18 protein-coding genes and 1 pseudogene are annotated in these 21030 nt (G+C 63.3%); 12 read left to right on the top strand and 7 right to left on the bottom strand.

The genetic code is table 11. The annotated features are described in order from the left end of the window. Positions 1–311: 311 nt before the first annotated feature. The gene (locus ACWEWT_RS21195) at positions 312–1076 is read left to right on the top strand and encodes a hypothetical protein (RefSeq protein WP_452561271.1); all 765 of its coding nucleotides are present in this window, start codon (positions 312–314) and stop codon (positions 1074–1076) included. Positions 1077–1232: 156 nt separating this feature from the next. Here ACWEWT_RS21195 and ACWEWT_RS21190 read toward each other — a convergent pair whose 3' ends face one another. Continuing rightward, positions 1233–2021, bottom strand: a complete 789-nt coding sequence (locus ACWEWT_RS21190; protein WP_452561269.1) for an IclR family transcriptional regulator — start codon at positions 2019–2021, stop codon at positions 1233–1235. 158 nt (positions 2022–2179) lie between these two features. On the opposite strand from ACWEWT_RS21190, the gene ACWEWT_RS21185 reads away from it, so the two are divergent. Genes ACWEWT_RS21185 through ACWEWT_RS21165 form a run of 5 tightly spaced genes read left to right on the top strand, consistent with a single transcriptional unit; the run spans position 2180 to position 7899 of the window. Next, entirely contained in the window at positions 2180–3046 is an 867-nt protein-coding gene (locus ACWEWT_RS21185; RefSeq protein WP_452561268.1) for an isocitrate lyase/PEP mutase family protein, read from the top strand. A 17-nt stretch (positions 3047–3063) separates the two neighbouring features. Further along, the gene (locus tag ACWEWT_RS21180; protein ID WP_452561288.1) at positions 3064–4308 is read left to right on the top strand and encodes a 3-isopropylmalate dehydratase large subunit; all 1245 of its coding nucleotides are present in this window, start codon (positions 3064–3066) and stop codon (positions 4306–4308) included. Beyond that, positions 4305–4838 carry a 3-isopropylmalate dehydratase gene (locus ACWEWT_RS21175; RefSeq protein WP_452561267.1) on the top strand — a complete coding sequence of 178 codons (534 nt, stop codon included), beginning with the start codon at positions 4305–4307 and terminating at the stop codon, positions 4836–4838. Before ACWEWT_RS21180 ends, ACWEWT_RS21175 begins: the two co-directional genes overlap by 4 nt. Further along, positions 4835–6184 carry an MFS transporter gene (locus tag ACWEWT_RS21170; RefSeq protein WP_452561265.1) on the top strand — a complete coding sequence of 450 codons (1350 nt, stop codon included), beginning with the start codon at positions 4835–4837 and terminating at the stop codon, positions 6182–6184. Before ACWEWT_RS21175 ends, ACWEWT_RS21170 begins: the two co-directional genes overlap by 4 nt. Further along, the gene (locus ACWEWT_RS21165; RefSeq protein ID WP_452561263.1) at positions 6181–7899 is read left to right on the top strand and encodes a class I adenylate-forming enzyme family protein; all 1719 of its coding nucleotides are present in this window, start codon (positions 6181–6183) and stop codon (positions 7897–7899) included. The genes ACWEWT_RS21170 and ACWEWT_RS21165 overlap by 4 nt, the downstream gene beginning before the upstream one ends. A 202-nt stretch (positions 7900–8101) precedes the next feature. Here ACWEWT_RS21165 and ACWEWT_RS21160 read toward each other — a convergent pair whose 3' ends face one another. The 3 genes from ACWEWT_RS21160 to ACWEWT_RS21150 all read right to left on the bottom strand — a co-directional run bounded on the left by ACWEWT_RS21160 (position 8102) and on the right by ACWEWT_RS21150 (position 15907). Beyond that, positions 8102–9736: a restriction endonuclease gene (locus tag ACWEWT_RS21160; protein ID WP_452561261.1), complete on the bottom strand. Its 1635-nt coding sequence runs from the start codon at positions 9734–9736 to the stop codon at positions 8102–8104. Between the two features lie 118 nt (positions 9737–9854). Next, positions 9855–13940, bottom strand: coding sequence for a helix-turn-helix domain-containing protein (locus ACWEWT_RS21155; RefSeq protein WP_452561260.1), 4086 nt, complete (start codon positions 13938–13940; stop codon positions 9855–9857). Between the two features lie 671 nt (positions 13941–14611). After that, the gene (locus ACWEWT_RS21150; RefSeq protein WP_452561258.1) at positions 14612–15907 is read right to left on the bottom strand and encodes a helix-turn-helix domain-containing protein; all 1296 of its coding nucleotides are present in this window, start codon (positions 15905–15907) and stop codon (positions 14612–14614) included. Between the two features lie 254 nt (positions 15908–16161). Here ACWEWT_RS21150 and ACWEWT_RS21145 point away from each other — a divergent pair, with 254 nt between their 5' ends. The 3 genes from ACWEWT_RS21145 (at position 16162) to ACWEWT_RS21135 (ending at position 16969) form a co-directional block, all read left to right on the top strand. Beyond that, on the top strand, positions 16162–16293 hold the full coding sequence (locus ACWEWT_RS21145) for a hypothetical protein (protein WP_452561256.1): 132 nt from the start codon (positions 16162–16164) through the stop codon (positions 16291–16293). Beyond that, positions 16290–16592, top strand: coding sequence for a hypothetical protein (locus ACWEWT_RS21140; RefSeq protein WP_452561254.1), 303 nt, complete (start codon positions 16290–16292; stop codon positions 16590–16592). The genes ACWEWT_RS21145 and ACWEWT_RS21140 overlap by 4 nt, the downstream gene beginning before the upstream one ends. A gap of 290 nt (positions 16593–16882) precedes the next feature. Further along, positions 16883–16969: an NUDIX domain-containing protein gene (locus ACWEWT_RS21135; protein WP_452561287.1), complete on the top strand. Its 87-nt coding sequence runs from the start codon at positions 16883–16885 to the stop codon at positions 16967–16969. 253 nt (positions 16970–17222) lie between these two features. Here ACWEWT_RS21135 and ACWEWT_RS21130 read toward each other — a convergent pair. Further along, positions 17223–17817: pseudogene (locus tag ACWEWT_RS21130) on the bottom strand (helix-turn-helix domain-containing protein). Between the two features lie 200 nt (positions 17818–18017). On the opposite strand from ACWEWT_RS21130, the gene ACWEWT_RS21125 reads away from it, so the two are divergent. Next, positions 18018–18335 (top strand): alpha/beta fold hydrolase, encoded by a 318-nt coding sequence (locus ACWEWT_RS21125; RefSeq protein WP_452561252.1) that lies wholly within the window; start codon positions 18018–18020, stop codon positions 18333–18335. Further along, positions 18332–18946: an alpha/beta fold hydrolase gene (locus ACWEWT_RS21120; protein ID WP_452561251.1), complete on the top strand. Its 615-nt coding sequence runs from the start codon at positions 18332–18334 to the stop codon at positions 18944–18946. Before ACWEWT_RS21125 ends, ACWEWT_RS21120 begins: the two co-directional genes overlap by 4 nt. Positions 18947–19030: 84 nt before the next feature. Here ACWEWT_RS21120 and ACWEWT_RS21115 read toward each other — a convergent pair whose 3' ends face one another. Beyond that, a complete protein-coding gene (locus ACWEWT_RS21115; RefSeq protein WP_452561249.1) occupies positions 19031–19492 on the bottom strand; it encodes a hypothetical protein in 462 nt (153 codons plus the stop codon). A 463-nt stretch (positions 19493–19955) separates the two neighbouring features. On the opposite strand from ACWEWT_RS21115, the gene ACWEWT_RS21110 reads away from it, so the two are divergent. Continuing rightward, on the top strand, positions 19956–20303 hold the full coding sequence (locus ACWEWT_RS21110; RefSeq protein WP_452561247.1) for a hypothetical protein: 348 nt from the start codon (positions 19956–19958) through the stop codon (positions 20301–20303). A gap of 258 nt (positions 20304–20561) precedes the next feature. On the opposite strand, the gene ACWEWT_RS21105 is transcribed toward ACWEWT_RS21110, so the two are convergent. Then, complete coding sequence (locus ACWEWT_RS21105) at positions 20562–21005, bottom strand: hypothetical protein (protein ID WP_452561246.1); 444 nt, start codon at positions 21003–21005, stop codon at positions 20562–20564. Between the last annotated feature and the right edge of the window lie 25 nt (positions 21006–21030).

Here is a 21030-nt window from a genome sequence, read left to right as displayed (position 1 = left end):
GACCAACGGCCGCTGGCCGCACCAGTCTTTACCCACCCGCCCGGCGGAGCTCAGGAGCAGGCACAAGCCGGACCATGTCGAGCCGATCCGCTCGCCGCCACTGCGCTGGAACGGTGACCCATCCTTCCCACTATGGAATGCACGCATCGGCCCGGAAGCCCCCGCGTTGCTAGGCTTCGACTGTGTGCGCAGACGGCCCGTTCCCAATTCACCATGACCTGCTCATCTGTTCAACAATGCGGAACCCCGGACCGAGCCTTCACTCATGGATCGAATATCACCTGCGTCGAGCGGATACGATCCTGATCTTCATGGACGACCCCGACCAGCGGCCACTGTTCGAGCCATTCGCGGTCGATCGGCGAGTGGTGTTGCTGCCAGGCCTGACCGACCGCACCGACCGGACACCGTCCGGGCTGTTCAACCGCGAAGTCGCCAATTATCGGAAGGCTGTCTCCTACGCTCTCGACCACAAGATCTCGTGGCTCATTCCCCTGGATGACGACGAGATCCTGTACGACGAAGGTGATCACAGCTGGAAGACATCAGAAAATGTGGGACACGTGACCTTCACGAATCATGAAGCAGTTCCCGTGAGCCACGAGATCATCGATCGTTTCACCGAATGCACGCTCTTCCGGCTCAACGGCTGCGCCGAGTTCATGGCATACGGCAACGGCAAGAGCGCCGTGCGCGTCACACCCGGAGTGACTGTGGGAGTGCACAGTTCCAGCGGGTACCAGGGCGAGCACCGCTCCGTTTCACACCCGGTGATCCTGCACTATCCGAACCCTACATTCGACAGCTGGGTGGCAAAGTTCGGGGATTTCACCCATTTTTCCGATTTCTGGTGGGACAACCCCAACGCTCCCATCGTCATACAGTTCATGCTGCGATCCAGAGACCTGCTACGCGCGGCCAGAGACACCGGCGACTGGGACGAGGCGCGCGAGTACTTCGCCTCATGGAGTCTCGATGCCGCAACTCGTGAGCAGTTGTTGCAGGCAGAAGTGCTGCGGCGTTACGACCCCATGGCTGAGCTTCTCGGCAGCTTATCCACGACGGCACTCCACTGATCTCAGCATCACGATCGGTATTGCACACTCCGCTCGAGGCGCGTCGCACTCTGGCTCCGCGGGCCGGCCTCCCGGGGGCCACCGAGGAGAACCTGCTGCCGGTGGGAGTCGATTCGCTGACCGGTCGCGCGAGCGATCGAGGACAGTACCAGCTTGTCAGCCGCGGGGTAGCGCTTGGACGATCCGAGTAATCCGCGCCCCCGCATCACACACCTTCTCGATCTTCGCGGCGAGTGAGTCGCCCTCGAACTCCTCGGCCCGGCCACCGACGCTGATGGAAGCGACAACCGATCCGTCCCGCCCCAGGATCGGTGCCGCTACCGCGGCGACCCCGGGCAGATAGTCGGAGTTGCTCAGCGAATAGCCGACCTTCCTGATCTCGTCGAGGTGCTGGACGAGTGCGTCCGCATCGGTGATGGTCCGTTCGGTGATCGCCGGTAGGTCCGCGCCGATCCACCTGTTCCGCAATGCTTCCGAATGAGCGAGCATGACGACCGGCCCCGCCGCGGCGTGATATGGCATCACTGATCCGACATTGATACCGGCGACGACGAGCGAATTGCGGCCCTCGAGCAGGTCGATGCACACCGCGCCCTGTTCGGCGGGGACCATCAGATAGGCCGTATTGCCGAAGGTTGTCGCCAGATCCGACATGAAAGGTTTCGCCGCGGAACGGATATCGAGCTTCGACAGGGCCGCGGAGCCGATTTCGAAGACCGGCATCGCGACGCGGTAGGCGCCTTCTTCCGTACGGTTCACCCACCCCGCCTGGATCAGCGTGGCCATCAGGCGGAACACCGTCGTCTTGTTCATCCCGCTCGCCACGGTGAGGTCGTTCAGCGTCCAGGCGGGACGGTCCGCGCTGAAATGACCGAGCAGCGTGCACGCCTTGAGGACGGCGCCCACGACATCGCGACCCCCCGGCGCCTCGGACTCTACGGGCACAGCCACTGATACTCACTCGCTTCCACAGGTCGTGCGATCGATCTCGCCACCATACGAACACATCCATCGCTCGGGGTTGACTTTGTGACCTGAGCCACCTTACCGTCTCATATCGAGATACGAAACGCATTCCGCATTGCGAAACGGAGAGTGGACTGGTGCGCAGCCCGACCTTGAAAGACCTCACGTCGAACGGACTCGTCTACGCCCCCGGCGTATGGGACGGTCTGACCGCCCGCCTGGCCGAACAAGCCGGTTTCAGCGCCCTGTGCGCTTCGGGCTTCGCCGTCTCGGCCGCGCTGGGCCTCCCCGACGCCGAGCTCTACACCCAGACCGAGAACCTGCAGGCAGTCCGCACGATCCGCGAATCCTCGAAGCTGCCCCTGGTCGCCGATATCGACACCGGCTACGGCAACGCCGTCAACGCCGCCCGCACAGCCACGAAATTCGCCGACGCGGGCGTCGGCGGCATGTTCATGGAGGACCAGGTCTCCCCCAAGTCCTGCCCCATCTGCGTCGGTGATCCGGTCGACCTGATCACCGTCGGCGAGGCGACCGGCAAGATCCGCGCCGTGCGTGACTCCATCCCCGACGACGTCCTGCTGATCGCCCGCACCGACGCGCGCGGCGACGACGCCGTCCGCCGGGCCCGGGCCTACGTCGAGGCCGGTGCCGACATGATCATGCCGGTGACCAAGACCTTCGAAACCGTCGAACAGTGGCAGCGCTGCCACGAGGAGGTCGGCGTCCCACTCATGGCCACCCTCACCGCCTCGACCTGGACCGAACGCGATTTCACCCCCGAGATCCTCGACCAGATCGGCGTCCGGCTGGCCCTGCTGCCGACCCAGGTGCTGATGGCGGCGGCCGGAGCCGCCCGCGAGACCCTGAGACGGCTGGCCGCGGGCGAAGCCCCCGCCCAGGTGAGCGCCGATGCGCTCCAGCACCACGAGTTCGTCGAACTGATCGGTTTCCCCGAGGTCGAGGCCATGCAGAACAAATACCTACCGGCGAAGGAGCAGTGACCGCCGTGGGGTACACGATGACGGAGAAGATCCTGGGCCGCGCCTCGGATCAGGAATCGGTCCGAGCCCGGGAGAACCACGCGGTACAGCCGGCGCGCATGATCGCCTACGACTTCCCCGGCTACACCGACGTCATGTTCCGGCAGATGCGCGACGACTTCGGCATCACCGAACTCCAGGATCCGAGCCGCTACATCGTCTTCATCGATCACATGCTCACCAAACGCAACGACAAGGAGACCGAGGTCCACCAGGTCACCCGCGATTGGTGCGAGTTCTACGGCATCGAATTGCACGAGGGCCGCGGTATCGGCCACCAGCTCACCGCCGAACTCGGCCTGGCGATCCCCGGCGAATTCCTCGTCCATTTCGACGGCCATATCAGCGGGATCGGCGCGTTCGGCGCCCTCGGCTGGGGCATCCGCCGCGACCTCATCGAAGCCTGGGTCACCGGGCAGGTCTTCGTCGATATCCCCGGCACCACCCGTTTCGACCTGGTCGGCGAATTCCCGCCCGGCGTCGACAGCCGTGACCTCGTGCACACCATCATCGATCTCGTCGGCGCCGACGGTTGCGCCCATCAGGTGATGGAATTCGGTGGCCCCGGCGCCCGCTCGATGGCCATCGACCACCGCCAGGGCCTGTGTGGAATGGCCATGTTCACCGGCGCCGTGTCCGCGATCTTCGAACCCGACGAGCTGTCGCTGGCCTACGCGAACAAGGTCGCCCGGCGCAGTTTCGAGGCGATATATCCCGACGCCGACGCTACCTACGCGGCCCGCCACACCATCGACCTCTCGACCCTGACTCCCCGGGTGGTGCTGCCCGGTTCCGCTCGGGCCGTCAACACCAAAACCGCCCAGGAGCTCGCCGGCACACCCATTACGAAGGCATTCATCGGCTCGTGCGCCAGCGGCCGCATCGAGGACCTGCGCGCCGCCGCCCTGGTCCTGGACGGTCGCCAGGTCGCCCCCGGCGTCGAGCTCAATGTCGTCCCCACCTCACAGAAGGTGTACGAACAGGCCGAGCAGGAGGGCATCCTCGACGTACTCCGCGCGGCAGGTGCGCATATCAATATATCGAGCTGCGATTTCTGCTTCGGCTACCAGAAACCCCTGCAAGCCGGCGAGAACTGCATCTCCACCGGAGTCCTGAACATCTCCGGCCGCATGGGCAGCCCCGACGCCAATATCTACATGGGCTCCCCCTACACCGTCGCCGCCAGCGCCCTCACCGGCACCATCCAGGAGTCGAACCAGTGAGCGCCTATCCCCCGCCGCCCGACCTCATCGAAGGCAAGGTCGCCTGGATCTTCGGCGACGATTTCGATATCGACCTCGTCGTCGGCGTCTCCAATATCAAGTCCTACGACCCCGACCACCTGCGCTCGGTGTGTATGCAGGCCTACGACCCCTCCTTCGCCGACCGCGTCCGCCCCGGCGATATCATCGTCGGCGGGCGGAACTTCGGCTACGGCCATCCCCACTATCCGCCCATGGTCGCCCTCCGCAACGCGGGTATCGCGGCCATCGTCGCGGAATCCTTCTCGCCCGGCTTCTGGCGCGGCGAGACCTTCAACGGCATGCCGTTGATCACGATCCCCGGCGTATCGACCGCTGTCACAGTGGACGATCCCGTGGCCCTCGACTGGCGCACCGCAACATTGCGCCTGCCCGAGGGAACCGACCTGGTCGGGACCCCACCGAATCCGCGGACCGTTCAGGTCATCGAAGCCGGTGGCTCGTATGAACTCCTGCTCGCCGAGCACGCACGCCAAGGACAACCGCAATGACCAATGTCGATCATCGCGTCGAGAACCCTGACAGCCGGCCCACCGGGCAGCAGCAGGTGACCGCACCGGAGAAATCGCACTCCATGGCCCGCCGCGCCGCCATCGCCGGCGGCGTCGGCACCCTCATCGAGTACTACGACTTCGCCGTCTACGGCTTCCTCGCCGTCACCATCGCACCCCTGTTCTTCCCCTCCGACAATCCCGGGGTGTCGATCCTGTCGACCCTCGCCGTCTTCGGCGTCGCCTACGTCGCCCGCCCCCTCGGCGGTATCTTCTTCGGCCGCCTCGGCGACCGCCGCGGCCGCCGCCACGCCCTCGTGGCCACAGTCGTCGCGATGGGCATAGCCTGCGGCATCCTCGGGCTACTCCCCACCCATTCGTCCGTCGGCGTCCTCGCCCCCATCCTTCTAGTACTCGTCCGACTCGCCCAGGGCTTCTCCGCCGGCGGCGAAGTAGGCGGCGCGGCGACCTATATCGCCGAATCCGCCCCACCCCGGCGACGCGGCTTCTTCGGCTCCTTCACCCCCGTCGGCTCCACCCTCGGCTTCGCCGTCGCCGCCGCCGTCGTCGGCCTGGTCGCCCTCGTCACCACCGACGAACAGATGGAGTCGTGGGGTTGGCGCATCCCGTTCCTGCTCGCCCTCCCCCTCGCCTACGTCTGCCTCCGCGTCCGGTTGAAGCTCGAAGACACCCCCGAATTCGAGGAGATGGCCGAAAAAGAGCAGGTCGCCAAGAGCCCGCTCAAGGACGTCGTCACGAAGAACCCATGGTCCGTACTCCGCGTCGTCGGCGTCGCCATCGCGATGAACGGCTCCGGCTATATCGGCTTGACCTACTTCAGCGTCTACCTGATCAAGAACCTCGGCTTCTCCAAAGACGCCGTGTACTGGACATCGGCCATCGCCATCGCCCTGGCCTGCGCCACCTTCCCGATCAGCGGCATGCTCACCGACAGGTACGGCCGAAAACCAGTCCTCATCTTCGGCTACCTCGCCTACGTCGTGATCGCCCTCCCCGCCTTCATGATCATGGGCGCGACCAGCAGCATCCTCGTCATCGGCATTGTCTACTTCGTCTACATGGTCCTCAACGGTGTCGTGCAGGTTCCGGCGTTCCCGCTGTTCACCGAACTCTTCCCCCGCACCGTCCGCTACACCGGCGTCTCCCTCGGCTTCAATATCGGCACCATCGCCGCCGGCGGCACCGCCCCCTACGTCGCCGCCCAGCTCGTCGAATCCACCGGTAACGCGATGTCGCCCGCCTACTGGGTGATGGGCGTCTGCGCCATCGGCCTCCTCACCGTCGCCACCATCCGCGAAACCGGACGGAAGGAACTCCCTGCATGACCACCGGTAACCCCGGGACAACCCCGTCCGCCGCATCAGATGAGGGTGCGGCGGGCGGGGTGTCCCGGCAGGACGGCCACGAACGCTTCGCCACACTCGCGGAGGCATGGAACGACCGGGTCCGGCACGAACCCGACGCCCCGGCCCTCGTCTACTTCGACACCACACTCACCGTCCGCCGGACCGACGACCTCGCCAACGCACTCGCGGCCGCGTTCGCCGACCGCGGTGTGGGCCACGGTGAGCGGGTGGGGATCCACCTCCAGAACATCCCGCAGTACGCGCTCGTCCAGCTCGCCCTGTGGAAACTCGGCGCGATCGCCCTGCTGCTCAACCCGATGTATCGCGGGCGGGAACTCCGCGAACTGGTCAGCGATGCCGAACCGGTCGGGATCATCACCACCGACCGCGATGTGCGGCAGGTCCGGGAGGACGTCGAGGGCACCACAGTCGGGTGGGTGATCGGCACCGCGGAGTCGGACCTCCAGTCCCGCAACGACCCCCGCGTCTTCAAGCCCGAAACCGCCTCTGCCAACTTGGCATCGGCAGACCCTGCCGACACACCTTCGGCGCACATCGACCTACTCACCTTGGCCCATGAGTACACCGGCCGGAAACCCCCATCGGTCCAGGTACACGGCGACGACCTCGCTTTCCTCGCCTACACCTCCGGTACCACCGGCCCACCCAAGGGCGCGATGAACTCCCACGCCAACGTCCGCGCGGTAACCACCAGCTTCGCCGAACTCGCCGGCATCACCCCCGGCGACGTCGTCTTCGCCCTGGCCCCGCTGTTCCACATCACCGGAGCGGTCGTAATCGGCGCCCTCGCCCTCACCGAACGAACCTCCTTGGTCTTCACCGGCCGCTTCACCACCGACGTAGCCGTAGACGCCCTCCGCGAACACGGCGTCACCTACACCATCGGCTCCATCACCGCCTTCAACGCGATGATGAACTCCGAATACGCCACCGCCGAACACTTCTCCACCATCAAAACGCTGTACAGCGGGGGTGCGCCGGTCCCGCCCAGCACGGTCGCCCGATTCCAGGAACGCTTCGGCCACTACATCCACAACGCCTACGGCATGACCGAAACCTCGTCAGCAGTCACCGCGGTGCCGCCCGGAACGAGCGCGCCGGTTGACCAGGACAGCGGCACCCTGTCCATCGGGCTACCGCTGCCGGGAGTGAACGTCGAGGTGGTCGACCCCGAAGGCAACCCCCTCCCCCCCGGCAGCCAAGGCGAACTCGTCGTCACCGGCCCCCAGGTCATCCGCGGATACTGGCGCAAGCCAGAAGAATCCGAGGCCGCTCTCCCCGAAAGCCGTCTCCGGACCGGCGACAGCGCAATTGTTGACGAACAGGGCTGGGTCTACCTGGTCGACCGAATCAAAGACCAGATCAACGTCTCCGGGTACAAGGTATGGCCACGCGAGGTCGAGGACGCTCTCTACGAACATCCAGCCGTGCTCGAAGCAGCGGTCGTAGGGATTCCTGACGAGTATCAGGGTGAGGCTGTGGCCGCCTACGTCTCCCTGAAGGACGGATACAGCGCCAGGCCCGATGACCTGATCTGGTTCACCCGCGAGCGTCTCGCGCCCTACAAGCGCCCCAGGTCGATAGAAATCGTCCCGAACCTGCCAAAAACGCAGACCGGCAAAATACGTCGACGAGTGCTACGTGATCGACACAACGACGCCCTATCCGAATAACGCGGGTGCACGCTTACAGAACTCGAGCAGACCCGGCCGCATAGATTGGCGACTCGACGCTCTCCGCCCGGGCGGAAACTCCTGACGCGGTCGGCGCAACCCCACTCGCCGCGCCATGCTGGTCCAGATACGCACTCCCTTGACGATCTTGAGTTGATTGAAGTTTGCAGGACTTAGTTGTTCACTACGCAATGCCCTGAAATTATCGCAGCTCAAACGAGCGAATAAGATGAGGACGCTCATCCAGCAGCACCTCTAGCCGGGCATCGTTCCATACCTCGATACTTGGCCGCCTGCTTCCAGAATTATGTCTTTCAATCCACGCAACAGCATCAGACGTGAAGCGGCCACTTGTTGCGATAACCAGCACATCAAAAGGCGGATTCTGCCAATTGTCGAGACTTACGACGGCAGCGTTGACATCGACAGCACTCACGGATCGACTGGTCCAATGCTTGCACTGGATGGCAACCCTCTGCGAACTGTGACCACTTAACGGATCACGTCGAAGCCGGACTGCACTCACATCGCGACCATGATCGGGCGCATTCGTATGCATAAGCCACTCGACACTCTCGTAACCTTCCGTGTCAGAAATCAACTGAAAGATCAAGCGCTCGAAGGTGGCCGCATTGATACCCGCCCAGTCAAGCTCCAGACCCGCACGTCTGGCCGGAAGCTCGACGGGTGAATATGCCATCGGGTCATCGAATTTCAGAGCACGAGAGAACAAAATGTGCGAGATTGTTGATATCGGCAGTTTCGGATCTCGTCGATAAGTGCTCACTTGCCAACCGTCTGCGTACGCGCGATCAATATCGGCCGCAATCCTGGTTATCGCACTATTGGCCGCCTGTTTCTTGGGCACCCTTTCGCGCGCCAGGTATGCAGCACTGTCCCTCGCCGCTCGCCATATGAAGTAATAGATTTGCCCTATCGAATACCATTTCAGACCGCGGCGGAAAACATCGTCGGTTTTAGGCCCGGGGCTAAACGATAGCTTGTGCCGATCCAGCATATGAACGAGATAGGCTTTACATTCCGACACAGCGAGTTCGAGCCAGAAGTCGTGGAGGTGACTGATCCATGGATCTGGCCAATTCTCGCTCTGAATTAGATCAGCAAAGTTCCTGCGGTACTCCTCAACTCTGGTTTCAAGTTCGCGCGACCCTGCCATATAGAAATATGCCCGGCGAGGAAAATAGCGCCCAGATAGGGCGCCATCTCCATCCCATTCAAAGCAATCAGGAGGCGACGATGGATGAATCAGGATGAGCTGCTTTTCAAATACTCGATTCACCAGAGATAGATCATAGTCATGCGTAGGGGTAAGCGGATCGATACGGTCGTCAAGCGGCGCACTCACTTCGCGATAAATCTCTTCCGCGTCCTCAAAGATCGCCGCAAGCGTGAAAGCTGCACGTATGTCTAAATCCTCGACCCGAGGTACCACCCCATCCGTAAGCACTGGAAAGCAAGCAAGAATCGCAGCGCGTTCGGCTGCTTTTTCCCGCTCTGCCTGACGCACCTGCCTGCGACGCTGTTCATCAGCGCATGTTTGACATCGACTCGACGCAAAGCGGGAATTTGAAGTCCATTCAGATCGTGTTCGGTACACAAACCCTTTGCCGCACTCGCGGCAATATTTGCTGGTCGAGCGCGCCGAGCACATCTCAGAAACAATCTTGCTTATCCTGTGCACTGGTTCACCAAAGGCCTCCGCGATAACTTTCACGGTGTGCGCGAAGGATCCTTCTTCGGTTGTCTCCCAGTACATCGCACAGAGATCCGCGTACTTTTCACCTTCTGCATGGATATCAATCTCAAACTCTGACACTTAGCGAACTCCGCAATCGTTCATGGATGAGGGTTGTCAATTAGCCTGCGCGCGCGAAACTCAAACTCCGCAGCCGCGTGGCGGATGCCTTCGCGGCAGTCCAGAGGGCCGTGGCTGTTCACCAGGCACGACCGTCGGCGGGTAGGTCGTTTCCGATTTCGCGAAGGATGTCCCTGTTGGCCGCCTCCGCCATGTTCGTATAAAATAGCTTCTCGATTGACCCCGTTGGCAGATTCTCTGCTATATCGCGTGACCTGTCGCGTTGCTCCATTGTCTCCGGGTATGGCTTGCCAGGGATCCCGCGGCGGATTCCGGATATGGTGGCACCCCACAGCGCGCCGATCATGTCTTGCAGTATTTCCTCTCCGATTCGGCCCGCAGCATGCAAGGCAATGCGCACGAAGTCCGGCCGGTCCCAGATGAAAGTCCGGGGCGCCTCCTGCAGGACGGCAGCAACAGCACGGACCGTCTTCTCCGTGCCGGAAGAAAGTGCGTTCTCCAGAAGACCGACCACTTGGGTGTCGTACTCGTTTGCCACTGCAGCGAACAGGTCTGCACCCATTTTCTGGCGCCGCCAGGAATCGAGATCTTGTTCTATCCAGTCCAGGATATGGTTGAGGATGGCGGGGAATTCCGATGTGCCGCGGATGCGCAAGCGGCTTTTCCAGCTGTACGGCAGCGCGCAATATTCGCGGCTTAGGTCCGGGGACTCGGCTCGTTGCACCCGGTCTTGAAGCAGCCCGAGAACCCATCCAGGGTCCGTCGCCGATCGGTCTGCAAGTGCCAGGGAGACCCAGTAACCACCGATGCCATCCACGGTAGCGAGGTCTCGTCGAATGAGTTCCAGCTCAGAGTCGGAAAAGTTGTCCCATGAGATGCCAGAGTCGGACTGGAAAAGCATGAAGATATCGTCGGCCAGGTTCTCGTCATCGCCGAATCGGAGACCCGCAAGCAGACTGGTTGCCTCAGCCGGATGGGTTGGTGCCAGCATTTGAGCTGCTCGAGCAGCGTTTCGTCGGATCACCAGGTCGGGGTCAGCGGCCAACCGCCGCAGCAGGTCAAGTTCGCGGGGATTCAATTCTTGTATGCGACGGTTCCAGCTGATTGCCTGGGATACGGCGCGCCGCCGCTCTTGTGATGAGTTTTCGAGCAATTCCTTGATGGCGTCTAGCGCGGCCTCTGGCTCATGTACCGCGAGGGTGTTGAGGATGACGGACAGTACCGAGTCGAGATCGTTAGACGAAGGGGCGGCCCGAATATTGTCAAGCACCTTGTGTGCGAGTGTCGGGCGGGCGTTGATCAGGCCAGCCACGACAGGGCTCGGGTGCCCTCCGGTAGGTCCGTGAACTTCACGGTCGGCGCGGAGGCGGGTGATGAGCAGGTCAACTACCTGATCATCGGTGTGGCAGCTGAGGCCGTCAACCACCGCTTGGATGAGCTCTAGCCGCTTGATCTCTATCGACTCGAAGTTGTCGCCACGGTCACGGACCAGGTGGCCCCATCCGTCGTGCACCGTCAATCCGAGAAGTGCTTCGACGCCATTCGGGAGGGATTGCATCACATGTTCCGCGGCGTCATGAGCGGGTCCGACGCCATAGTTATCGTGCCAATGCAGGGCGTGCCGGATGCTGACCAGGACCGCGGGGTCCAAGACATTGGAAGCGGCGATCGCGCCGAGCCGGTCGATGGTAGTGACGAAACCAGGTGTCCACTCGTCGCGTTCGCCGCTGGACACCGAGCGCCCAAACAGACCCGTCGGATAGCGCACCGCTGACTTCAGGAACTCTGCGGCCGCTCCCGAGCGGCGAAGGTTGGATGAACCGAGTTCCTCGAAGGCAATGTCGATCACCCGTTGACGCACCGGCATGACGCTCTGAGGATTCAGAGAGTAGGGCTGGAAGGTAATTGTGTGACCGCGCGCGCTGGACTCTTCCCCTTCCGTGGCTAGCATCGGCTCGAATACTTCAAAAGGTGAGAGGCGCTGACCGTCGACGAACCAAGTCGAAGCAATGTCGACAATCTGATCGTTGAACCAGACCGGTTTTGCCAGTCCAAACGCTGCAAGCTCACGCAACGCGCGAAGCGCATGCTCTGGATGTTGATTGGTCGGACGCTCGTCACTTTGGGCCAGCTCCCACAGTTGGGCTAGAGCCTCTGGAAGCGTGCCGACGCTCATTGCCGCGAGTTTGAGCACAGGAGGGAGCGCTTGAAGCACGCTGCGATAGTCGGTTTTCGGTAGGAAACGCCAAGCCGTGTGGTTATCGTCAAATCGATCGGTGGGATTGTCGATAAGCCAGCGTGTAATCTTGAGTGCGCGTTCGGGCTGGAAGTACGCCACTTTGGCCAATATATTCGCGAGGGAGCCTCGGTCGATTACATCGGCCGCCTCGATCTGGGTTTGGAATGCAACCCACAGCGAGTCCGCCAGGTTCGGCGCGTCGGCGTGCTTCGTGCGAACCTGCCAGTCAACACGGCTCACATTGATGAACAAATGTTCGACGCTGCTACCGGTGACCACCGGTTCGATTCGTGAAAGGTATCCAGTGCCCAATGGATTGGTGTCGTCGAAGGCAGCTTCGGTTAGAATAACGTCGCCGAGTAGGTCGGGCACGATTCGGAGTGACTCGCCGCGGCGACGGAGGATTCCGGCGTTTTCAAGGCTGCGCAGGTGCTTGTGCAGTTCGTCGTAGGGCTTCCCGACGATCTCGCTCAACGACTCGCGCGCAGTCGTTTCGTTGGTGCGGAACGGCTGCAGTGTAGCGACAGCATCTAGAACTGCACGACGTGTGGGCGGGTCGTAGGCGAGCGGGTCGTTAACCAACGCATCACGGAACCCCCTCATTATGTGGAACCGGATGTTGTTGTCTTGCTGCAACGCTGCGGGTTCCAACTGACCTCGTTTGATCAGGACGCCGCCGACGACGGTGGCCAGAGGGGAGTCGGTGGTCAGTACGGCGAGTTGCCGCGCGACAGCCTCTGGCGCTTCGCCGCCTAAGGCCTCACGCGCGAGTGCGGTCGCGGCCTCGAGGTCGAGGTCATCGAGCGCGACCATGGTATGCATCACAGGAAGGAGGCCGTGGCGCGCCAGCCCCTCCCTCAACATCGGAAACCCATAAGTCCTGGTCGCGATGACTAACTTGGCATTCCTGTTTCGGCGCCAGATGCCGGCAACAATCCCAGTGACCTCAGAGAGTTCATGAGCGTCGTCGATGACGATCGTGAGTTCGCCTTCTTCAGGAAGGAGTTCGAAGTCGGCTGCAGACACATGCGTGTCGCCTGCCAGTACCCGAACCTGGGCAGACGTAGGAGCCGATTCCGCGATCGCCTTCAGGATTCTCGTCTTACCGACGCCACCGGCACCGGTCACAAAGGTCAAGGTTGCGTCTGCCTGGTACGCGGCACTGACGAGTTGGTCGAGTTGATCCTGTCGGCCGACCAGGCTCCATTCATGGTTGAAGATCGTGGTACGGGTGGCATCGAAGTATTCTTCGGGGTGTAACCAGGGTCCCGGGCCAGGAACGCCGAGGAAAGACTCGCGGTGGCCGGGGAAGTATGTGTCGACGATCCTCACGGCTCGCTCGCGCGGGAGGTTTCGGATGTAGCGGGAAATATCCTCGCCGTCCCACAGCTCCCAGCTCGTCTGCTTGGCAACTGCCTTGCGGGCCGCAGGAGTGGCAGTGAGCCGAGACAGGAACAAGTAGTGCTTGGGTGCGGCAACCGTCACCTCATTGATCGCCTTGCTCACCGCGGTTGGTCCGAATTCCCGAACTCGCTTGCACTGGCCAGTCGCGAGATTGGCTCCCCCAGCCGCGACCAATATGTCTATGCCGTACTGCTTATGGCCGCGCCCGCCATACCTGCTGGCATGCCCACCAGGGTGCAGCGTGGCCATCACTTCGGTGAGCAGATCCTCGAAGCGCTCTTCGGTTAGCTCATCGAGCGGCAGCGCACGCGTCAATGGGCGGACCGGAAGGCGTACAGCCGACGTCGGCAACAGGTACTCGCCGACATCCAGAAGTACATCTTCGGCGACCGCGAGAACCTGTGCGAGATCACTCAACATCGCACGCCGCGGCCTTGAACGCCCACGCTCCCAACCGCTCACCGTCTGCTGACCAACACCTTGTTGAGCTGCTAGGCCCGCCTGATCGAGACCAAGGGCTTCGCGTCGTTCGCGGATCACCTTTCCGAGTGCTTCGTACACGAGTTAAGCGTACGCAAACGCTGCGTGTGACTCGAAGGGAACGGGACCGCTCCCGAATACGCGACCACCAGATCCGTGCCCCCGTATAGGCGGCCATCATCAGGTCAGGTGAGGCCATGTCGCTCACGGCAGACCCGCGTTCGGTCACACTGGTAGAGGCCGCACCAGCACATCGAATATGGGCGCGCGCTCCGGCCTGGTCGCAACACCCCAACCCGCGACCAGCCCCATTGCGCGTGGGCGCTCGTCGGTCGGGTCCACCAGCAAGGTCCGTCCTCCGCTCCAGCCCGACCGCTCAGCAGCTCATCGTGCACGTCCCGCCCATGCCCTCGGACGATGTGCTCGTGCACGACCACGATTTACGACAGGGAAACGTTCGCCTTCCATCTTCGGTCGCGAATTCGGGCTCCTTTCGGATTCTCAACTAGTTCCACCAACGGGGATCCGCATTGAGCGGCCACTCCCGCACCTGCCCGATCACCTCACAACCGGAGTACAGCACCACCAGATCGAATCCGGAACTGCTTGTACAGGTGTCGATCGGCGCGCGGCCACCTCCGGCGGCTCGAACGAGTCGCCGATCGCGATAGCTTCCACATCGGTACGTGCGTACACATCCTGCACGGTGACGCGGATCTCGGTAGTTCCGAGACGGGTCGAATCGGCGGAACTCAGTCGACTACTGCGCCCTCCGGTGTGGTGAGCACGTCGAGCCGATTCCGGAATTCCTCACCGTCGGACAGGGTCTCGACGGATTGGCGCACCGGCGCCAGCGCTTTGAGTGCGCGCGGAGACGATAGCCAGTGCTCGAGCGCATCGAGCACCGGCGCTGCCGAATCGATCGCTGACCGCGCGTCGCCGGTGCGGGCGAGCGCCGCTGATTTCCAGGCTGCTCTGTGCACGGCGTTGCCCGCGCTCGCCGGTTCGCTCGCGACGACCTCGAACAAACCGAGCGCCCGTTCGTGACGGCCGCTATCGGTGCAGGCCCGCGCTTCATGGAACCGGATCTCGGAATGGCTGACGAACCGCAGCCATGGAGCACACTCGTCCACCGGCTCATGCCCGATCGCATTGTCCATCTCGCGCCAGGCCCCCGACATGGAACGCTGGACACTGCTCCAGTCACCAGCCGTTCCGTGTGCGGCAGCCTCACGTGCGGCGATCAGCGCGTGTATCCGCCCCGCTGGCCGCCGCCGCACCAGGCTTCCTGCGCGGCGGATGAGCGCCAGTGCGTACGACGGGGACGCTCGACCTACACGCGCCAGGGTTGTGGTCTGTAGAGCAGCGTTTAGGCATGCATGGACGGTCAGATCGTCGTCGTCCGCCGTGAATGCCAACGACAGTGCATCCGAATAGCAGCGCCACGCCATCTCGGTGCGCTCCGCATCGTAAGCAAGCCAGCCGGTTTGAACAGCGAGCTCGCCTACTGCGGACATCCACGCTCGGCCAGTCGCATCGTCGAAGACACAGTTGTGCACCAGCGCCTGACTACGCTCCAATGCGTCGAGAGCAGTGGGCAGGAGCCCTGCACCACCAACCCGCTGCTGGGCGGCCTCCAACTCGGCTGTGAATGTGTTGAGCCGGTCCACATCCGCCATACCGATGCGGGACGGATTCCATTGCGGCAACGTCGCGACGGTGAGCGCGGCAGCCTTGCTGAATTCGCGGCGGTTCACGTCTGCCTCATCCTCTACGCCTCCAGACGGCGAGTGTCGCTGTGCTGCGGCCCGCGGGGCGGATACGGCGAGAGCGAATCGACGCATCTGCTCCGGACTCAGCTTGGCGAGCCAACTATCGAGGTCGGCGGCACGTTGCCCGCGCACCGGCCGCGATTCGGTGGCACGTTCCCATTTTCGCACGGTCGCAACAGACCACCCGATCTGTTCGGCGAACTGCTCCTGCGTCATCCGCAACGCCGCGTCACGCAGCGCCCGCACCTCGACCCTTGTCCAAACCTCCACGATCACGCGAAACCCCCTGTCCCTGCGCACTTAGCGGAAGCGTAGCGGTTCTTTATGACTGCTGTCCCTGGGACCGCGAACACCGGTCGATGAGGCTTGATCCAGCCCCGGCGCCGGGTCGAACCACCAGGCCGGCCAGCACCTTACGAGGCCGCCGACCACGGAATTCCTCGGCGCCGGGTGCACGCCATGACACCCACCCAGGAGGCACTGTGCGCGAACGACCACCTCTGCCCAAGCAACCGGCGCGAAACCGGGCAATGGAAGCGACCGTCCGGCTGTTGCGCGACCAATACTGCACCGATACAGCAACATTGGAACGAGTGGCGGCCGGGCTCCGCGCCAGTCGCGATGTCCCGGAGCCCGTCACCGACGCCGATATCGCGCCATGAGCCACTCGATCGCGTTCGGCTGGATCAACCACGACATCAGCCGAGCACCCGAGACCGACCGCGACCACGTACACCGCCTCGCCGACCGACTCGGCTACCACCTCGTATGGCCCGGCGAACACTCGGTGCTACGCGTGGCCGACCAGGTACGCAACGCCGGCGCCGACCTGGTGATCCTGCCGGCACCCGACCACCTCGGCCCGCACGAACTCGACGCCGTACTGGATGTCTGCGATGTGGAAACCGTGCTACCACGTCTCAGCTTCCCACGCTGGACCTCCATGCAGGGCACACCGTGAGCGCCCTGGTAGTGGCCGGTTACGCCATCGCGATCGGACTACCGCTGCTGGTGATCGCGGCGACGATCTGGTGGCCCTGATCGTCGCGTCATGAATGGGCCGCCGACAGTAGCACTCGGGTGCAATGGCGCAGCCCGCTGTCGGAAACAGCCACCTCACGCCGCGGGGTCGGTCGGCATCTTCAGCAGATGCCCACCTTCCCGCCTAACGCGGAAACATACGCGGCGAGAGCTTCGACCGAAGCCCGGCTTCGCATCCCCGGTAAGTCGGATCAGGCTGCTCACTAGTGGGTGTGGGAGCTGCCGGGAGGGTACGTCGATCACACCGAAGATGTTGCGGCCGCGGCGGCCCGTGAAGTCGAAGAGGAGACCGGCTGACGTCCGCGCACGATGGAACACCTCGTGACCTATCAACCTGCGGTCGGAACCTTGGACCATCCCCAGGAGATCTACTCGGCCCGCGGGGCGGAGCTCACCGAGACCCTGCCGGACGTCGACGAGGCCGAGACGATCCGATGAGTACCACTTGTCGATATCGGCCACTCCTGCGCGGCGGAACCCGGCGGAAGAGACGGGACGTTCGCGACCTGGCAGGGTCAGCCAGCGCATGCTCGCGATGCAAACCGGTGTCCTATTGCGCGTCGTCCGGGGACCGCTGCGAGCCGGGGCGCACATGTGCGCGCGTTCCGTGCGGGCCGAACAGGATGAGCAACTCGACCGCACGCCCGTCGGCGCTGCCCAGCCAGTGCGGTAGGGACGTGTCGAATTCGGCGGCTTCACCGGCCGGCAGCGTCAGGTCACGGTCGCCCAGTATCAGCCGTAGACGACCGTTGAGGACATACAGCCATTCGAACCCGTCGTGCGTCTGCGGTGTGGGTTCCGGCGGTTGCGACCGGGCCGGAATCATCATCTTGAATGCCTGCACCCCACCCGGACGCCGGGTGAGCGGGATGTACACCATTCCGGATCGCTGGATAGGTTTCAGGTGGATCCGGGGATCGCCGGTGCGTGGGGCGCCCACGAGATCGTCGAGGGGAACATCGTAGGTACGTGCCAGCGGTAGCAGCAATTCCAGACTGGCGCGGCGTTGCCCGCTCTCCAGTCTGGACGCTCTCGGAGATTCCCGTCTTTTCGGTCAGGTCGGCGAGGGTGATTCCGCGGTCCCGACGCAGCGCGCGTAACCGCTGTCCCACCACATCGAGTACTTCTTCCGTTTCCCGGTCCATCCGGGCATCTTGCCGGAACCGCAAGACTTCGTGCCAGGAGCGGGTGTGGCCGGTGAGACTGAATCGGCCCGGCAACAGACGGGTTCGCTTCCACAGAATGGGATCACGATGACCACAACAACCATGCCACCGGCTCGTCAGGCTCTGCGCACTGCGGCGGCCGCCACGCTCGCCGACCTCCTCATGATCTATACCGCGGCATGCGGCCCTCCGACCGCCGCCGAAATTGCCCCTACGCCGCGGCCACCCACGAAGACCCCGAATTCGAAGGCACCTTCCGCCACGAATTCGCCGATATCGACGGCGTCCACATGCATTACGTGACCGGAGGCAGCGGTACACCGGTGGTACTGATCCACGGTTGGCCGCAGACCTGGTACGGCTGGTGGCCGATCATGCCCGAACTCGCCGAACACCACACCGTCTACGCCGTCGACCTTCCTGGGCTGGGTGACAGCACCGGATCGCCGGCCGCCTATGACACAAAGCCACCCTCGCCCGGTACGTCCACACCTTGATCACCGAGCGGCTCGGGGTGCGGGACGCGCGCGTCGTGGGACACGACTTCGGTGCCGCGGTGGCGTTTCAGTACGCCGCCCAATTCCCGGACGACACCGCGGGACTCGGCTACTTCGATCTCCCGCTACCCGGCCCCGCGATCGATGCCGGCACCTACCGGACAATGAGCTGGCATATCGCCTTCCATTCCCAGCGGCGGGTTCCCGAGGCGGTGGTGGACGACGACGTCCGGGAGTACCTGGCCCTGTTCTATCCCCAGGCCGCCTTCGGTGGAACAGCTTTCGGCGGTATATCGACCCGCTCACCGTTCACCGATGCCGAGATCGACGAGTACGCCCGGACATACGCCCGTCCCGAGGCACTGACCGGCGGCTTCGAACTGTACCGCAGCCTCGACGTGGACGTCCGCACTACCGTCGCGGCGGCACCTGTCCAGGTCCCGACTCTGCTGCTCACCGCCCACGGACAGCTCGATGCGGTCCGCGCCACCGTGGCCCCGCGGATAGCCGATATCGTCCGGGCAGTGGACGTACCGAACGCCGGGCACTGGCTGATCGAGGAGAACCCCGGGTTCGTCACGGCGGAACTACTGCGTTTCCTCGACGGCTGAACCTTCCGCGGACGCCTCTTCTTCAGGCCCGAACTCGTCCTGCCCTCCGGGACCTCGCCGACGGCCCCATAGCCTCGCCCCGGTTCAGGGGCTGGAGGGCGAGTGCGCGACGTCACGTGACGGCCGGGTTCTGCGTCGTACCACGATACCGAGTAGCGCGAACAGAACAATGGCCCATCCCGAACACCAAGTCAGGTAAACCCATCCGGTGGTTTCGCCCGAACCATCCGCCGAGGCATCCAACGGCGGAATCGTACCGATGAAACCGGGGTAGGCCGTGTACGCAAGGTACATCCTGCGGCTGAGCAACGTGGCGAGTGCGATGCCCATGGCGGCCATGACGAACAAGCCGAGGAAGCTGAGGTGACCGCCGTTCCCGGTTGCGCTGTCCGACTCCGAAGTGTCAGGGACCCACCAGCGCTGGTTCAAACTCACCAGATAGACGACCCCGGCGAGTATTACTCCCACGGCGAGCGCCATGTAGGCGGGAGGGAGTGGCTGCCGGTAGACCGGGGGAACGTAGGGGTCAGGATCCGGTGAGTTCATTGCTGTCCCAGGATTGCCGCGCTTGTTCCCGAGCCGCCCGATGAAGCCGACTCGGATCGAACACCTCTGCACTGTACAGGCTTTCGGTAGACGATCTGCTGGTTTCGATCTGCACGCGGATTCGGGATCGAAGGTGAGGCTGCCGTTGCGATGGCGGGCCATCGCGGCGCTGAGCAGAGAACAACGAACCGTCGACTTATCTGTAAGGCAGCGGTTTCGTGGTCGGGGTCAGCTGCCCCGTAGCGTGCGTAGGAGTCCAGATAAGTCGACGGTTCAATACGGCGAGAGATTCGCGGCTGTCTGGAGTGTGCCGCCGTGCCGGGTGAATTCAATTGCGCTTTGGGTTCCGGCGGCGATGCGGCAGGATGCAACCTACACGTCAGCCGTCAACACGTAACAGTAGCTGTGCATTTGCTGACACCAGAGAGTGAACCCTTTCCACCCAGTAAATGGAGCAGAATAGATGCGTTCTACGATCCGCAACGGGCTTGTCGCCGCCGCGATCACCGCTGCGGGATTCACTGCGCTCACCCCGTCCGCCGCCGCCCAGCCCTCCATGTACAACCCGGTGATCACGCCGTGCGGCCACCTGTTCCGCACACCACTCGAGGCACCGCGCCCCGGCACCGACGTCTATTGGAGCCCGTTCGGCACCGCCGACATCGTCTGCTTCGACGCCGACATGGGAGGGTTCAGCTTCTATCAGCGCGATCCATGGGGCGGCTGGCACAGAATGAACGAACTGAGGCCCGGCCACTTCTTCTATGAGGTTGCCACCTCTACCGTGCCCGACCAGGCCACCTGGGGCTGAAACTCGGAGCGCGCGTGCCGCATTCGTGGGAGGTACAGGTCGGCGGTCCACGCACAGACCGAACCGGCGACACGGTACGCGAAGGAACGACGGCGCTCGGCGAACAAGGGCGGCGAATCGGTTGACTGCCGCCCTTGGTTCGCGGTCACACCGAGACCGGCGACAACCCTGATACCGGATGCGGACGTGCGTCGTGGCTGTTGGCGCCGACGCACGCCGGAACGATGCCCTTGCTGGGGTTCGCAGCGGTCAGGTAGTTCAGATGTTCAGGAACTCCAGATGGACGATTCGGGTTTGTGCGTCACGCTCATCGACCAGAACCTTACGGAAAACAAGGTTCCCCGACGGAGACGTGATGCTGTCACGAGCGTAGAGAAGCTTCGGTGAAGAGTTCGGATCAGGTCCGGCGATGGTCGAAATGGACAGTGCGTGCCCGGGCTCGAGCGGAGCCGAATAGCCGGATTTCTCCAGCATCCACACCAGATCGGGCGGCGTCATCTCGACGGCCAGCCGAAACCGGGGCTCGCGTCCGGATTCCTTCTGGACCAGTAGAACCTTGCCGCCCGCCGGGAGAGTCCACCCGCCGTATTCGGTTGCTTCACCGATGAGCTCCGGGCTGTCCCCCACTTCGGTTCCGGAATCCGCTGCCCGGTCGACCGATTCGGTGCATGCCACACCTGTCAGCGCAACCAGCAGGAGCATGCCGAGGAGGATGCCACGCCGAGCC

Source organism: Nocardia sp. NPDC003963 (genome assembly GCF_053605105.1).
This window is presented reverse-complemented; position numbering and strand designations above follow the sequence as displayed.

Coding starts and splice junctions, on each gene's coding strand:
- ACWEWT_RS21195 (WP_452561271.1), top strand. CDS start 312: ATGGACGACCCCGACCAGCGGCCACTGTTCGAGCCATTCGCGGTCGAT.
- ACWEWT_RS21180 (WP_452561288.1), top strand. CDS start 3,064: ATGACGGAGAAGATCCTGGGCCGCGCCTCGGATCAGGAATCGGTCCGA.
- ACWEWT_RS21170 (WP_452561265.1), top strand. CDS start 4,835: ATGACCAATGTCGATCATCGCGTCGAGAACCCTGACAGCCGGCCCACC.
- ACWEWT_RS21165 (WP_452561263.1), top strand. CDS start 6,181: ATGACCACCGGTAACCCCGGGACAACCCCGTCCGCCGCATCAGATGAG.
- ACWEWT_RS21145 (WP_452561256.1), top strand. CDS start 16,162: ATGGAAGCGACCGTCCGGCTGTTGCGCGACCAATACTGCACCGATACA.
- ACWEWT_RS21140 (WP_452561254.1), top strand. CDS start 16,290: ATGAGCCACTCGATCGCGTTCGGCTGGATCAACCACGACATCAGCCGA.
- ACWEWT_RS21125 (WP_452561252.1), top strand. CDS start 18,018: ATGCGGCCCTCCGACCGCCGCCGAAATTGCCCCTACGCCGCGGCCACC.
- ACWEWT_RS21115 (WP_452561249.1), bottom strand. CDS start 19,492: ATGAACTCACCGGATCCTGACCCCTACGTTCCCCCGGTCTACCGGCAG.
- ACWEWT_RS21110 (WP_452561247.1), top strand. CDS start 19,956: ATGCGTTCTACGATCCGCAACGGGCTTGTCGCCGCCGCGATCACCGCT.
- ACWEWT_RS21105 (WP_452561246.1), bottom strand. CDS start 21,005: ATGCTCCTGCTGGTTGCGCTGACAGGTGTGGCATGCACCGAATCGGTC.